This is a genomic window from Lysobacter sp. M2-1 (assembly GCF_022662495.1).
In the GTDB taxonomy this organism is placed as follows: domain Bacteria; phylum Pseudomonadota; class Gammaproteobacteria; order Xanthomonadales; family Xanthomonadaceae; genus JAKPBU01.
This window is the reverse complement of record NZ_JAKPBU010000001.1, coordinates 693155-707539: the sequence shown is the minus strand read 5'-3', so window position 1 is coordinate 707539 and position 14385 is coordinate 693155. Positions and strand designations below refer to the sequence as shown.

Here is a 14385-nt window from a genome sequence, read left to right as displayed (position 1 = left end):
GCGGACAACCCCCGGCGCTTGCGCCACGGAGCACAGATGAACGAACCCCGCCGCCGCGGTCCGATCGCCCGCTTCTTCCAGGGGCTGTGGGACGCGATGAACTTCACCCGCCGGCTGGCATTCAACCTGCTGTTCTTCGGGTTCGTCCTGCTGCTGCTGGCCGTGATCGGGGCCGGCGATCGCGCCAGGCCGTTGCTTGGCCGTACCACCCTGGTGATCGCGCCCGAAGGCGCGCTGGTGGAACAGTATTCCTGCGACGCGATCAGTCGCGGGCTGTCCCAGGCGACCGGCGGCGAGGACTGCAAGGAAGTGCAGCTGCGCGATCTGCTGCGCGGGCTCGATGCCGCGCGCACCGACAAGCGCATCGAACGCGTGCTGTTGCGCACCGACCGGATGCGGTTCTCCGGCTACGCATCGCTGCGCGAGGTGGCCGATGCCATCGCCAGGGTCCGCGCGGCCGGCAAGCAGGTGGTGGCCTTTGGCGAAAGCTTCGACCAGGCCCAGTACCTGCTGGCCGCGCAGGCCAACGAGGTCTATCTCGATCCGATGGGCGGGATCCTGCTCGAAGGCCTGGGCCGCTACCGCCAGTACTATCGCGAGGGATTGCAGGACAAGCTTGGCGTCGACATTCACCTGTTCAAGGTGGGCGAATACAAGTCCGCGGCCGAGCCTTATGTGCTCGACGCGGCCTCGCCTGAAGCCAAGGAAGCCGACCTGTTCTGGATGAACGACGTGTGGCAGCGTTATCTGGGCGATGTCGCAAGGTTGCGCAAATCCACCCCGCAGTCGCTTGCGGCCGACATCGATGCGCTTCCCGCCGAACTCATCGCTGCCAACGGCGATCTTGCGCGCTACGCCCAGTCCAAGCGACTGGTGGACGGGCTCAAGACCCAGGAGGAGGTCGAAACCCTGCTCGCGCAGCGGGGCGTCGCCGACGAGGATTCGGAGACCGGATTCCGGGCCGTGGACCTGGGCGGCTACCTCAAGCACGTCGATGGCGCGCTGCAGGCGGTCGACGAGCGTCCGCAGGTGGCCATCGTGGTGGCCGAGGGCGAGATCACCGGCGGCGAGCAGCCGCCCGGCACGATCGGTGGCGAATCCACCGCCGCCCTGCTGCGCGATGCGCGCGACGACGAGAAGGTGAAATCGGTGGTGCTGCGGGTCGATTCGCCGGGCGGGGAAGTGTTCGCGTCCGAGCAGATCCGGCGCGAAGTCGTCGCCCTGAAGCAGGCGGGAAAGCCGGTCGTGGTGTCGATGGGCGACCTGGCTGCGTCGGGTGGCTACTGGATCAGCATGAATGCCGATCGCATCTATGCCGATCCGTCGACGATCACCGGTTCGATCGGCATCTTCGGCGTGTTCCCCACCGCGCCGCGTGCGCTCGACAAGATCGGCGTGCATACCGATGGTGTCGGCACCACGCGCCTGGCCGGTGCATTCGACATCACCCGGCCGCTGGCGCCGGAAGTCGGCCAGGTGATCCAGGCGGTGATCGACAAGGGCTATCGCGACTTCACCGGCCGCGTCGCCCAGGCGCGCAAGCGCAGCGTGCAGCAGATCGACGCGATCGCACGCGGACGCGTGTGGAGCGGCGCGCAGGCGCGCGAGCGCGGTCTGGTCGACGCCTTCGGCGGGCTGGACGATGCCATCGTGGACGCCGCGCAACGCGCCAAGCTGGGCAAGCCCGATGCGTATCGCGTGCGCTACGTCGAGAAGGCCGCCACGCCGTTCGAGCGGTTCTTCAGCCGCTTCGCCTCCAGCCGCATGGGCGCGCACTGGCTGCGCGATGCGTCCTGGCTGCAGATGCTGGCCGCCAAGGCCTCGCCGCACACCGCACGCGACCTGAAATTCCTGCAGTCCGCGCTCGAGACCACGCCCGGCAGGCCGGTCAAGGCGCTGGCCTATTGCTTCTGCGGATTCTGATGCAGGGCGGGTCTCGACCCGCCTTTGTTCGCTTGTCGATTATTCCGATGGCGGGTCAAGGCCCGCCCTACGCTTGCCTACTCCCTACGCGAGCAGGACTCCGCTAGCCGCCGGTGGCGGCGTCGATCGCCGCGCGCTGTGCCTCGGCGGCCTTCTGCACGTCGGCATCCGCCTGCCTGGCCCGTTCGATCGGTTGCTGGACCGCGTCGCGCAGCTCCGAACGTTGCGCCTGCGGTTCGGGAGGTTGTTCTTTGTCCGGCGGTTGCGGCTTGCCGCATGCGCCCAGTGCGATGAGCAAGGCGCAGGCCAGCGCGATCGACTTGCGGTGGTGATGCATGGCGGCGTCCTCCCTGCGGGCGCGGCCACCCGCGGCGCTATGCTACGCCGATCGACCTGCACGGGATGACCTGGCCATGGATCCGCAGCGCTGGCGCCTCGACGGCCAACTCGCCCTGGTCACCGGCGGCAGTGCGGGCATCGGCCGTGCGATCGCACGCGAACTGCTGGGCTTCGGCGCCGCCGTACTGATCGTGGCGCGGGATGCGACCGGTCTCGAGAACGCGCGCGACGAGCTGGCCGATGAACTTCCCGACGCGGATGTGCGCGGTTTCGTCGCCGACGTCGCCGACGACGAGCAGCGCCGCGAAGTCCTCGACTGGGTCGAGGACATCTGCGAAACCCGCGGCGAAGGCCTCAACATCCTGGTCAACAACGCCGGCGGCAACCTCACCAAGCCGACCACCGACTACGGCGAGGACGAGTGGCGCGAGATCTTCGAGGTCAACCTGTTCAGCGCCTTCGAGCTGTGCCGTTACGCCTACCCGCTGCTGACCAAACATGCGGCCTCGAGCATCGTCAACATCGGCAGCGTGTCGGGCGAGATCCACGTGCGTTCCGGTACACCCTACGGCATGACCAAGGCTGCACTGCACCAGATGACCCGCAACCTGGCGGTGGAATGGGCCGAGGACGGCGTGCGTGTGAACTGCGTCGCGCCCTGGTACATCCGCACCCGCCGCACATCGACCAAGCTAGCCGACCCCGACTATCTAGACGAGGTGCTGCTGCGCACCCCGATGGGTCGCATCGGCGAACCAGAAGAAGTCGCCGCCGCCGTCGCCTTCCTGTGCCTGCCCGCCGCCAGCTACATCACCGGCGAATGCCTGGCGGTGGACGGCGGCTTCTTGCGGTACGGGTTCTGACATCGTGCGCGAGGACTGCGCCCGGAGTCGTTGTCAAGCGACACATCGCTACTGATTGCAGGTGGTTTCCGCGACCACGCGGGCGATGCGTTCGTACTCGGCCTTCAGCGCGTCCGCGCTGTCGGCGCGGGCGAAGGTCCAGGCGGCCTGGGCTTCGTTGACCCGCTTGCGCCATGCGGGGCAGGCGGCGCCGTCGGGAATGCGCTGGCACTGGTCGTAGACCATCGTGCAGGCCTGGCCAGCGCCCAGCTGTTGCGAGCCGTCGATGCCGACCGTTTCCACGCGCACGCAGCGCGGTTTGGGGTCCGGCGTGTCGCTGAGATAGCTGTCGTTTTCGACCGTGTTGCATTGGTACAAGGGTGGGGGTGGCAGCCGTTCGCCGGGGCGTGTCTGCGCTGCTGGCAGCGGCAGCACCGGACTGACAGGCGCCAACGTGTCGACTGCGTTCGATGGAATGGCTTGATCCGCTTGCGGCCGGCTCGGGGCGGCGGGCATCTGCACGATCTCCGCTGGCGGCGACGGCAGCGGAACCGGGAATGGCGCGGCCGTGGCGGCCGCTTCCACGACGCGCTTTTCCTGCCGCTGGCCCTTGGGGCAGGGCGTGTCGTTCTGCAGGGTGACCACGCCGCGCGCGTCGGTGCAGCGATACAGGACCACGGCCTGCTGGGCCATCGCGTCGGTGCTGGTCGACAGCACAAGGAACAGCAGCCACCACATCCGCATCAGCGTCCTCCGCAATCGGTAGCCAGGCGCGCATTGATCGCGCGTTCCTCACGTTCCAGCACCGCGCGTTCGGACGGTTGTCCGTTGAAGAACAGGCGGCGCACTTCGTCGCGCCGGTCGATCAGGCGTTCGCAGACTTCCTGCTGCGGCAGCGCATGGCAGGCATCGCGCACCCAGGTGCCGGCGCCGTACGCGGCGATGGTCGGCACCACGCGGCGGGTTACGCCACCGCTGCGATAGTCGGCCGCCCAGCGGCCGTCGCGATAGCGAATGCTGCCGCCACCTGGGGTGTACATGTCGCGCTCGGCGAGCACCGGATAGTCCAGCGCCCAGAGCGGCATCCAGCGCGGATTGCCCTCGGGCGATTCGCTGGTGTAGCGGCTGCCGTCCGGGGTCACGCATTCGTACATCGGCCGCGGCGTGTTCACGTAGATCACGCGGGTGGGTTGCGGATCGTAGGAAGCGGGAGCTTCGACACGCACCGGTTCGAGCCGCTGTGGCCGGGGCGGGTCGACCGGACGCACCATCTCCCGCGTCGTCTGCTGGACGCCTGAAGGGCAAGGCGAATCGCGCAGTTCCACCTTGCCGCGCGCATCGGTGCAGCGATAGATGGTGACGCCCTCGGCGGCGCCCGCCGGAACCACCCAGCAGGCGCAGCACAGGGCGATCAGGAAGCGAAACGCGGCCATGCGCGCATCTTGCGCCAGCACCCGTCGCAGGCAAAGCGAAAACGCGGGCGGCAGGCGAGCGACGTTCGTCCGGATTCAGGATGCAGGTCGCGAGCAGGAGATCAGCGCGTCGCGCTCAGGAACGCAGCACCTGGCCGGTGCGCGCGTCGCGGATCGCGGTCGGGCGTTCGAGGCCGCCGGTGTCGCCTTCGACCACGCCGTCGATCGCCTGCAGCAAGGCGGGATCGAAGTCCGCCAGGGCGACCGGTGGCGGCGCACCGGCGGGGTTGGCGCTGGTCGAGACTAGTGCGCCCCCGAACGCCCTGCACAGCGCGATGACGGTGGAATGCGCGCTCACGCGCACGGCGATGGAGTCGTGGTCGCCGGTCAGCCAGCGCGGTGTGGCTGCGTCGGCGGGCACGATCCAGGTGTGGGGGCCGGGCCAGGAGGCGAGGACCTCGGCAAGCGCGGCTTCGGGCAGGGCGCCAAAGTCGACATAGGGCTTCAGGTCCTCCACATGCGCGGCGATCAGGATCAGGCCCTTGCCGATGTCGCGCTGCTTGATCTGCAGCAGGCGCAGCACGGCCGCCTCATTGCGCGGGTCGCAGCCCAGCCCCCAGACCGCTTCGGTGGGATAGGCGATCACCCCGCCGCGCCGCAGGAGCGCGGCGGCTGGGGCCACATTGAAATGACCCGGCATGGCGCGATCCTAGGGCGCGCGCCGGCCAAGCCGGATCCACGTGGCCGTCGCCCGCCTAGAACGGCGCATCGTCTTTGGCCTGCTTCACCACGCGCTTCTTGCCCGGTTCGATCACCTTGGCGGGCGTGACCAGTGGCTTGGCCGGTTCCGGATGCGGACTGACATAGGCCTTTTTCGCCGTGCGCTTGGTCGTGGCCTTTTTCGCAGTCGTCTTGCCGGCGGCTTTCTTCGAAGGCGCCTTCGCGGCTTTCTTTGCGGGCGCCGCCTTCTTCGCAGCCGCCTTCTTCGCACCGAAGCCGCGTCGCGCCGGCTTGCCGGTTTCCTGCAGCAGGCGGGTGACTTCCTCCAGGGTCAGCGATGCGGGCTCGCGATCCTTGGGGATCTTGCCGTTGAGCTTGCCATCGCTGATGTAGGGGCCGTAACGGCCGTTGAGCACCTGGATGTCGCTGCCGTCCCATTCCTTGATGATCCGGTTGCGCGCGATCTCTTCCTTCTCGTCGACCAGAAAGATCGCCCGCGCCAGATCGATCGTGTAGGGATCGTCTTCCTTCTTCAGCGAGGCATAGCTGCTGCCGCGCTTGGCGAACGGGCCGAAGCGGCCGATGCCGACGCTGACTTCCTCGCCGCCGGACTCGCCCAGCTTGCGCGGCAGCCGGAACAGCCCCAGTGCGTCTTCCAGCGAGATCGTGTGCATCGACTGGCCCGGATGCAGGCTGGCGAAGGTCGGCTTGTCCTCGTCTTCGGCGGTGCCGATCTGCGCGTACGGACCGTAACGTCCCAGGCGCACGCTGACCGGCTTGCCGGACTTGGGATCGGTGCCGAGTTCGCGCGCGCCGGTGGCCTCGGAACGGTCGACGCTCTCGGTCTTCTCGTCGACGAGCTCCTTGAACGGCCCCCAGAACTTTTCCATCAGCGGGACCCAGTCTTCCTCGCCGCGGCTGACCGCGTCGAGATCGTCCTCGAGCTTGGCCGTGAAGTCGTAGTCGACGTAGCGGGTGAAGTGCCCGGTAAGGAACTTCGACACCGCGCGGCCCACGTCGCTGGGCCGGAAGCTGCGGCCTTCCATCTCCACATACTTGCGGAACAGCAGGGTCTGGATGATCGAGGCATAAGTCGACGGACGGCCGATCCCATACTCCTCCAGCGCCTTGACCAGCGCCGCTTCGGTGAAGCGCGGCGGCGGCTGGGTGAAATGCTGGTCGGCGTGGATGCGATCGAGCGGCACGCGCTCGCCCGGCTTCATCAGCGGCAGCTTGCGACCTTCGTCCTCGTCGTCCGCGGTCTTGGTGTCCTTGCCTTCCTCGTACACGGCCAGGAACCCGGGCGCGATGATCGTGGTGCCGCTGGCGCGGAAGCTGTGTTCGCTGCCGGCGGCCAGGTCCACGGTCACGGTGTTGAGCGTGGCCGGAACCATCTGGCTGGCGACCGCGCGCTTCCAGATCAGGTCGTAGAGCTTGCGCTCGTCGTCGGTGAGATGGCGCGCGACCTGCGCCGGCGTGCGCAGCGCGGAGGTGGGGCGCACCGCTTCGTGCGCTTCCTGCGCGTTCTTCGACTTGGTCTGGTAGAAGTTGGGCTTGTCCGGCAGCGACTGGGTGCCGAAGTCGCGCGCGATCACGTCGCGGATTTCGCCCAGCGCTTCCGACGACAGGCTGACCGAATCGGTACGCATGTAGCTGATCAGGCCGACCGTACCTTCCTCGCCGATGTTGACGCCCTCGTACAGCTTCTGCGCCACCTGCATGGTGCGCTTGGTGGTGAAGCCGAGCTTGCGCGAGGCTTCCTGCTGCAGGGTGGAGGTGGTGAACGGCGGCGACGGACGGCGCTTGCGTTCCTTGCTGGCGACGTCGGTGACGTGCAGCGCGCCCTTGGCGGCATCGACGATGCGTCGGCGCGCGTCTTCCGCGGTGTCGCCATCGGTGACGGTGAACTGCTCGAACTTCTTGCCGTCGAGCTTGGTGAGCTTGGCCGTAAACGGTTGCGAAGCGTGCGCGAGTTCGGCTTCGATGCTCCAGTACTCGCGCGCGATGAAGGCCTCGATCTCCTCCTCGCGCTCCACGATCATGCGCAGGGCGGGGGACTGCACGCGGCCCGCGGACAGGCCGCGCTGGACCTTGCGCCACAGCACCGGCGAGAGGTTGAAGCCGACCAGGTAATCGAGCGCGCGCCGTGCCTGCTGCGCGTCGACCAGGTCGGCGGCGATCGCGCGCGGCTTGGCCATGGCCTCCTTGATCGCGCGCGGAGTGATCTCGGTGAACACGACCCGCTGCAGGGTCTTGTCCTTGAGCAGACCGCGCTCCTTCAGGATCTCGGCGATATGCCAGCTGATCGCCTCGCCTTCGCGATCCGGGTCGGTCGCCAGGAAGATGCCAGTGGCCGCCTTGGCCGCCTTGGCGATCGCCTCCACGTGCTTCTGGTTCTTCTCGATCAGCGTGTAGTCCATGGCGAAGCCGCGCTCGGGATCCACCGCCCCTTCCTTGGGCACCAGATCGCGGACATGGCCGTAGGAAGCCAGGACCTGGAAGTCCTTGCCGAGGTATTTGTTGATCGTCTTGGCCTTGGCGGGCGATTCGACGATGAGCAGGTTCTTGGCCATGGGGGAAGCGATCCGGGCGCGCACGCGGCGACGCAAAAGAGCCGGCAGAGATGGCAACGCCCGGGGCCGGCGGCCACGGGCGTTCAGGTACGTTCTTTTTATAGTGGTGTCACGGCGCTGGCGGCCGTGTCAAGCGTCGTGGGCGTGCCCCGAGGGCACGAAGCCCTCCGTGAAGGGCCCGGCCGCGCCCTTCACGGAGGGCCGGGCCTCAATGCACCGGCTCGGGCTCGTCCAGGAACATCTGGGTTTCCATCCACGCGTAGGCCGCTTCGGAACCGGGCTGGTTGAACAGCACCAGCAGCACGACCCACTTCAGGTCCTCCAGGTCCAGCTCGTCCTGGTCCAGGGCCATCGCCCGGTCCAGCACCAGCTCGCGCTGGTCGGAATCGAGGATGCCGTGCTGCTCCAGGAACAGCAGGAAGCCGCGGGATTCGGTGTCGAGCTTGTCCAGCTCCGGGCCGAAATAGACCCGGGTCGGGCCCTTGGCGCGCGGCGTGCCGGCGACCGGCCGCTGCTCGTCCAGGGCGCCGAGCCAGTCGAAAGCCTTGTGGATCTCGGCCGTGCTGAACCCGGCATCGGTGAGCTCGTTGAACAGCGCACCATTGTTGAGGGCATCACGATCGCCCAGTGGTGGGGCGGCGTCTTCGGCGAAATAGTGTTCGAACAGGTACAGCAGGACGTCCAGGATGCTCTCTTTCATTTCCCTCGGCCTGCGCCGCACGCGGCGCGTCGAAGTGCTGACCTGCCAGAAGCAGGCAGCTCGCCGGGTTCGCCGTCGGGCTCCGTGCCCGCCAGCGTCGTGGCCGATGGATCCGGCCGCCGCCACCGCACACCGTAACCGGCATGCTTCCCCCCGCGGTGGCGGTTGCGATCCGTCCTGGATCGCGGTGCGTGCCGGCCGAGGCGGCCCGGAGCGCTGCGGGAAATCACTTGCGTGAGCTCACCGTTGTGAACTCACCTGCGTGAGTAACGACCGTGTTCGACGACAACCCGGCCTTCCAGCTCCATGACCAGCAGCATGGAGGACAGTTCCGCAGCCGTCAATCCGCTGCGTTCCACCAGCGCATCCATAGGGCTTGGGTCGTGGCCAAGGGCCAGCCACAAGCGCTTGTAGTCGCGGTCCTGGTCGGCCACCCGCGGCACGGATGGGTCGGAGCCCGCTGGAATGGGGGCATTCAGCATTGCCCGCAAGGCCACTGCATGGTCGGCCGCCATGGGTGCGAGCTGCTCGATCACCTCCTGTGCGGTTTCCACCAGGGTGGCGCCGTCGCGGATCAGGCGATGGCAGCCGCGCGCCAGCGGATTGCGGATCGAGCCGGGCACGGCGAAGACCTCGCGGCCCGCCTCGGCTGCCTGCCGCGCCGTGATCAGCGCACCCGAGCGCTCGCCGGCTTCCACCACCAGCGTGCCCAGGCTGAGGCCGGCGATGATCCGGTTGCGGCTGGGGAAGAACTCACGCCGCGCCTGGGTGCCGGGCAGATGCTCGCTGATCACGCAGCCGCGTGCCTGGACTTCGGTCAGCAGTTGCCGGTGGACCCGCGGGTAGGCGATATCCGGCCCGCAGCCGAGCACCGCCACGGTGGTGGTGTCGCCCACAGCGAGCGCGGCCCGGTGCGCCGCCGCGTCGATCCCCGAGGCCAGACCGCTGGCCACGACGAAACCGGCCCGGGCCAGCCGGGTGGCGAATTCGACGGCATGCTCGCATCCGGCGGCGGTGGCGGCGCGGCTGCCGACGATGGCCACCACGGGTCGCCACGACAGGGCGGGGTCACCCGCCATGCACAGAGCGAGGGGCGAACTGGCGATGGATCGCAGCAGAGGCGGGTAGTCCGGGTCATGCCAGCCAATCACGGCATGCTCCGGGTGCTCGAGCCAGCGGCAGGCGTGGGCGATGAGGGCGGCATCGGGTGCCTGGAGTGCATCGATCTGGCGGCCGTCCAGACCGGCCTCGCGCCAGGCTTTGGCGCCCGCCCGCAGGGCCTCGCCTGGAGCGCCGTGGTGTTCCAGCAGGCGCCGTCGCGGCGCCGCAGGGCCGCCGGCGGCGATCAGTCGCAGCAGGGCTTCGGGCTCGGAGACGGGTAGGCGATGCAATGCGGCGTCGGGCATGGTCGCCAGACTGGCGCATAAACAGCGACGGCGCCCTCGGGCGCCGTCGCATCGTGCGGTCAGAAAAATCCGAAACCGATCAGTAGGCCGCGTCCGGGTGCTTGAGCTCGTAGCCCATGCGGGTGGGCTTGACCCCTTCCATCACCAGGCCATAGCTGATCTTGTCGAAGGTGCGGAAGACCATGACGTGCGAGGCGTACTCGTCGGGCAGCCGGACCTTCTTGCGGAAGCTGACCGAGTCTTCGGTCCGCTCTTCGCCGTACTGCACCCGGTCCACGGCGTTGCTGCCCACCCGCCAGACCGAGAACACCGTGCCGTTGTCCACGCCCTCGCGCGCGCCCACCGAGAGGGCCACCACGTCGCGCGGGCCGCCGGCGGTAAGCATGTCCGCCACCGCAAGCACGCGTGCGCGGCCGTAGTCGAGGGTCTGCTTGGGCGGGTGCGGGAAGAACTGCAGGTCGTAGGTCTGGGGCTCGACCGGGACCACGCGGTCGCCGATCCGAACTTCGGCATTGGACTCATCGAGCAGCAGGGTGCTTGCCTCGATCCCGTCCACCTCGCCACGGGTGATGGTTCCCGCGTTGACCCGCTGCAATTCGTAGCCGAGGAAGTCCTTGCCCTTGCGCGTGTCCCAATAGACCCCGGCCGGATCGGTCCAGTAGGAATTGGACAGCAGGGTGCGCTCGCCGCGGAAGTCCAGGTCGGTCTTGTGGAAGCGGTCGCAGCAGGCCTGTTCGCGATCCAGCCGGCTGTAGCGCTGGAGCGGACGCAGCACCATGTAGCGGTCGCCCGGGCGCGAAGCCCCCAGGCCGCGCACATAGGCCAGCTGGCCCTGGGCGCTACGCAGGCGGTCGTCTTCGAGGCCGACGACGTAGGGCATGTCGTCGAAGTCGTCGACCACGCGCAGGTCCTTGAGGAAGCTTTCCACCTGCGACAGCGGGATGGCGTTGATCGGCGCCTCGGTACGAGGGCCGGGCTCCGCCGCCAGGCGGTTGAGATAGGCCAGGCTGATCACGTCGCCCGGGTAGATCAGGTGCGGATTGGCGATCTGCGGGTTGGCCTGCCAGATCTCCGGCCACAGCCAGGGGCGCTTGAGGAAGCGGCCGGCGATGTCCCACAACGTGTCGCCGCGCTTGACCACGTAAGTATCGGGATGACCGCCGCGGAATTCCTGGGCGATCGCATAGGTCGCGACCGTCAGCAGGGCGGCGCCCAGTACGACGCGCAGTCTCGTAGACATCCGCAGCCCCCGAGAAAGCTGCTTAAGCTTGGCGGCCATGTGTCCGCTCCCCTTGAAGTTTTCCCCAACAACAGCGGCACTATAGCCCACAATCTGCGGACGGTTGCAAGCCGGCGGGAGTACAATTCAAGGCCCCGCGACGCCCACGCCTTGCGGATGTGACTGACGACCCAAAATTCACCTCACGTACTTCACCGCGCGTTCCTCCCGCATGGCCCTGCTGACGATTCTCGAGTTCCCCGATCCGCGCCTGCGCACGAAGGCCACGCCGGTCGACCCTGCCCGGATTTCCGAACCCGGCTTCCAGCAGCTGCTCGACGACATGTTCCAGACCATGTACGAGGAGCCGGGCATCGGCCTGGCCGCCAGCCAGGTCGATGTGCACCAGCGCTTCATGGTGATCGACGTGAGCGAGGACCGTAGCGCACCGCTGGTGTTCATCAATCCGGAGATCACTGCCCGTTCCGGCGAGCAGGTCTACCAGGAAGGCTGTCTCTCGGTGCCGGGGATTTTCGCCGACGTGACCCGCTCCAACGACATCAGCGTGCGCGCGCTCGACCGCACCGGCCAGCCGTTCGAGCTGACCACCGACGGCCTGCTGTCGGTCTGCGTCCAGCACGAGATGGACCACCTGGACGGCAAGCTGTTCGTCGACTACCTGAGCCCGCTCAAGCGCGAGATGGTGCGCAAGAAGCTGGCCAAGGCGAGGCGTGCGGCCTGACGGCCACACGCGGGATTCGGCATTCGGGATTGGGGATTGGGGATTCGCAAATGCGAGTAGGCCGCCCTTGTGCCGTTTCGAATCCCCAATCCCCAATCCCTAATCCCGGGGCCGCATGAGGATCGTCTTCGCCGGCACGCCGGAATTCGCCGTGCCCGCACTGCGCGCGGCCGCCAACGCGACGGATGTGGTGGCGGTCTACACCCAGCCCGATCGCCCCGCCGGCCGTGGCCGGGTGCTCACTGCCTCGCCGGTGAAACTCGAAGCGCTCAAGCGCGGCATCCCCGTGCTGCAGCCGGAGACGCTGAAAAACAAGCTGTCGCGCGACGCACTGCGCGCCTTGCAGCCGGACCTGATGGTGGTGGTGGCCTACGGCATGCTGCTGCCGCAGTCGATCCTGGACATCCCGCAGTACGGCTGCTGGAACGTGCACGCGAGCCTGCTGCCGCGCTGGCGCGGCGCGGCGCCGATCCAGCGCGCGATCGAGGCCGGCGACACCGAAACCGGGGTGTGCCTGATGCAGATGGAGAAGGGCCTGGACACCGGCCCGGTGCTGCTGCGTCGCGCGATTCCGATCGAACCGACCATGACCGGCGGCCAGCTGCACGATGCGCTGTCGATCCTCGGCGCACAGGTGCTGGCCGACGGCTTGAAACTGCAGCGCCTGGGCGTGCGCCCGGTGGCGGTGCCGCAGGCGACCGAAGGGGTGACCTACGCGCGCAAGCTCGAGAAGGCGGACGCGAAGCTGGACTGGTCGCAGCCGGCACAGGCGCTTGCGAACAAGGTGCGCGCCTTCAATCCATTCCCGATGACCGAGGCGCAGCTGGCCGGCGAGCGCGTGCGCATCCATGCCGCGGTGGCGCTACCGTTGGCCCATAGTGCCGCCCCGGGCACGGTGCTGTTCGCCGGGCGCGATGGGATCGACGTGGCCTGCGGCGAGGGCGCGCTGCGCATCCGCACCCTGCAGCGCGAGGGCGGCAAGGCGATCACCGCGGCCGATTATCTCAACGCCCGCCGCGATCTGGTCGCACGCACGCCGTAGAAGCGACGAAAGTCGCGAGTCGTTGTCTGGCCTCCACAGCGTCCAGGTCAGGCGCCCCGAACGTCGTCGCCACAGCTGGCGACTTGCGCCGCTCCTACGGACTAGCATTCGCAAATGTCTTCGAACCCCGGCGTCCAGACCCGCATCATCGCCGCGCGCATCCTCGATGCGGTGCTGCGTCGCGGCCGCTCGCTGAAAGCCGAATTCGCAGCCGCGCTGCCGGCGCTGCCCGACCCGCGCGATCGCGCCCTGGTCGAGGCGATCGTCTTCGCCGCGCTGCGCCAGCGTACGCGTTACGACGCCGCGCTTGCCGCGTGGATGCCGCGGCCGCTCGGACGCCGCGATGGCGAACTGCGCGCGCTGCTGCATGCCGGCTTCGCCCAGCTCGACGTGCTGGCATTGCCGGCGCACGCGGCGGTCGATGCCACGGTGGAGGCGACTCGCGCTCTCGGGCGCGCGCACCAGGCGGGGTTGGTCAATGCACTGCTGCGGCGCGCGCAGCGCGATGGCATTGCAGCGACCGATGCCGCAGCCGCGTGGCCGGACTGGCTGCGCGCGCGGGTCGAGGCGGATTGGCCGGAACAGGCCGCCGGGATCTTCAATGCCAGTGCGCAAGCGGCTCCGCTCTGGGTGCGCGTGAACCGGCAGCGGCGGACGCGTGCGGCCTACCTGCAGCAACTGACGGAAGCAGGGATCGTGGCGGTGCCGCACCCCGATGCAGACGATGCATTGCGCATCGACGTGCCGGTGTCCGTGGCGGAACTTCCCGGCTTCTCCGAAGGCGTAGTCTCGGTCCAGGACGCGAGCGCGCAGCTGGTGGCCGACGCACTGCAGCTCGCGGGGGGCGCGCGCGTACTCGATGCCTGCGCCGCGCCGGGCGGCAAGGCGGCGCACATGCTCGAGCGCGATCCCTCGCTGCGCCTGACCGCGCTCGACATCGATCCGCGGCGTGTGCGGCGCATGGCCGAGACCTTTGCCCGGATCGGCGTGAACGCCGACGCGCGGACGGGCGACGCCACCGATCCGTCGTCGTGGTGGGACGGACAGACTTTCGATGCCGTCGTGATCGATGCGCCGTGTTCGGCCACCGGGATCGTGCGCCGCCAGCCGGACATCCTGTTGCATCGTCGGGCCTCGGACCTGGGCGCGCTGACTGCCACCCAGGCGCGTCTGCTCGAGGCCTTGTGGCCGCTGCTGGCACCCGGTGGCGCGCTGCTGTACGCGACCTGTTCGATCCTGCGCGCGGAGAACGAACGGCAGGTGGCCGCTTTCCTCGCGCGCACGCCCGATGCGACTGTCGATGCGCTGGATGCGCGTTTCGGGCGCGTCGCGGGCGATGGCCGGCAACGCCTGCCCGGCGAAGACGGCATGGACGGCTTCTACTACGCGCGGCTGCGCAAAGCCCCCTCGCCGTAGGAGCGACCCAAGTCGCGAGCTTTAGCCACGCCAACGTGGCCTCGAGTGGAA

13 protein-coding genes are annotated in these 14385 nt (G+C 68.5%); 5 read left to right on the top strand and 8 right to left on the bottom strand.

Features of this window, described 5'->3' with window-relative positions:
* Nucleotides 1–36 precede the first annotated feature (36 nt).
* Nucleotides 37–1923: a signal peptide peptidase SppA gene (gene sppA, locus MC375_RS03140; protein ID WP_242101816.1), complete on the top strand. Its 1887-nt coding sequence runs from the start codon at nucleotides 37–39 to the stop codon at nucleotides 1921–1923.
* Between the two features lie 103 nt (nucleotides 1924–2026).
* Here sppA and MC375_RS03135 read toward each other — a convergent pair whose 3' ends face one another.
* Nucleotides 2027–2260, bottom strand: a complete 234-nt coding sequence (locus MC375_RS03135) for a hypothetical protein (protein WP_242101815.1) — start codon at nucleotides 2258–2260, stop codon at nucleotides 2027–2029.
* A gap of 76 nt (nucleotides 2261–2336) precedes the next feature.
* Here MC375_RS03135 and MC375_RS03130 point away from each other — a divergent pair, with 76 nt between their 5' ends.
* A complete protein-coding gene (locus MC375_RS03130; protein ID WP_242101814.1) occupies nucleotides 2337–3125 on the top strand; it encodes an SDR family oxidoreductase in 789 nt (262 codons plus the stop codon).
* A 48-nt stretch (nucleotides 3126–3173) separates the two neighbouring features.
* Here MC375_RS03130 and MC375_RS03125 read toward each other — a convergent pair whose 3' ends face one another.
* The 7 genes from MC375_RS03125 to MC375_RS03095 all read right to left on the bottom strand — a co-directional run bounded on the left by MC375_RS03125 (nucleotide 3174) and on the right by MC375_RS03095 (nucleotide 11155).
* Complete coding sequence (locus MC375_RS03125) at nucleotides 3174–3848, bottom strand: DUF4124 domain-containing protein (RefSeq protein ID WP_242101813.1); 675 nt, start codon at nucleotides 3846–3848, stop codon at nucleotides 3174–3176.
* Nucleotides 3848–4537: a DUF4124 domain-containing protein gene (locus MC375_RS03120; RefSeq protein ID WP_242101812.1), complete on the bottom strand. Its 690-nt coding sequence runs from the start codon at nucleotides 4535–4537 to the stop codon at nucleotides 3848–3850. The genes MC375_RS03125 and MC375_RS03120 overlap by 1 nt, the downstream gene beginning before the upstream one ends.
* Nucleotides 4538–4652: 115 nt before the next feature.
* Nucleotides 4653–5216, bottom strand: coding sequence for a Sua5/YciO/YrdC/YwlC family protein (locus MC375_RS03115; protein ID WP_242101811.1), 564 nt, complete (start codon nucleotides 5214–5216; stop codon nucleotides 4653–4655).
* Nucleotides 5217–5271: 55 nt separating this feature from the next.
* The gene (locus MC375_RS03110; RefSeq protein WP_242101810.1) at nucleotides 5272–7809 is read right to left on the bottom strand and encodes a DNA topoisomerase I; all 2538 of its coding nucleotides are present in this window, start codon (nucleotides 7807–7809) and stop codon (nucleotides 5272–5274) included.
* 208 nt (nucleotides 7810–8017) lie between these two features.
* Nucleotides 8018–8509: a DUF494 family protein gene (locus tag MC375_RS03105; RefSeq protein ID WP_242101809.1), complete on the bottom strand. Its 492-nt coding sequence runs from the start codon at nucleotides 8507–8509 to the stop codon at nucleotides 8018–8020.
* Nucleotides 8510–8763: 254 nt separating this feature from the next.
* A complete protein-coding gene (gene dprA / locus MC375_RS03100; RefSeq protein ID WP_242101808.1) occupies nucleotides 8764–9915 on the bottom strand; it encodes a DNA-processing protein DprA in 1152 nt (383 codons plus the stop codon).
* 79 nt (nucleotides 9916–9994) lie between these two features.
* On the bottom strand, nucleotides 9995–11155 hold the full coding sequence (locus MC375_RS03095; protein WP_242101806.1) for a LysM peptidoglycan-binding domain-containing protein: 1161 nt from the start codon (nucleotides 11153–11155) through the stop codon (nucleotides 9995–9997).
* Nucleotides 11156–11366: 211 nt separating this feature from the next.
* Here MC375_RS03095 and def point away from each other — a divergent pair, with 211 nt between their 5' ends.
* From def to rsmB, 3 genes are all read left to right on the top strand, one after another.
* Nucleotides 11367–11876: a peptide deformylase gene (gene def, locus MC375_RS03090; protein WP_242101805.1), complete on the top strand. Its 510-nt coding sequence runs from the start codon at nucleotides 11367–11369 to the stop codon at nucleotides 11874–11876.
* 115 nt (nucleotides 11877–11991) lie between these two features.
* Complete coding sequence (gene fmt, locus MC375_RS03085) at nucleotides 11992–12918, top strand: methionyl-tRNA formyltransferase (protein ID WP_242101804.1); 927 nt, start codon at nucleotides 11992–11994, stop codon at nucleotides 12916–12918.
* Nucleotides 12919–13032: 114 nt separating this feature from the next.
* Nucleotides 13033–14334 (top strand): 16S rRNA (cytosine(967)-C(5))-methyltransferase RsmB, encoded by a 1302-nt coding sequence (gene rsmB / locus MC375_RS03080; RefSeq protein ID WP_242101803.1) that lies wholly within the window; start codon nucleotides 13033–13035, stop codon nucleotides 14332–14334.
* The last annotated feature ends 51 nt before the right edge of the window (nucleotides 14335–14385 follow it).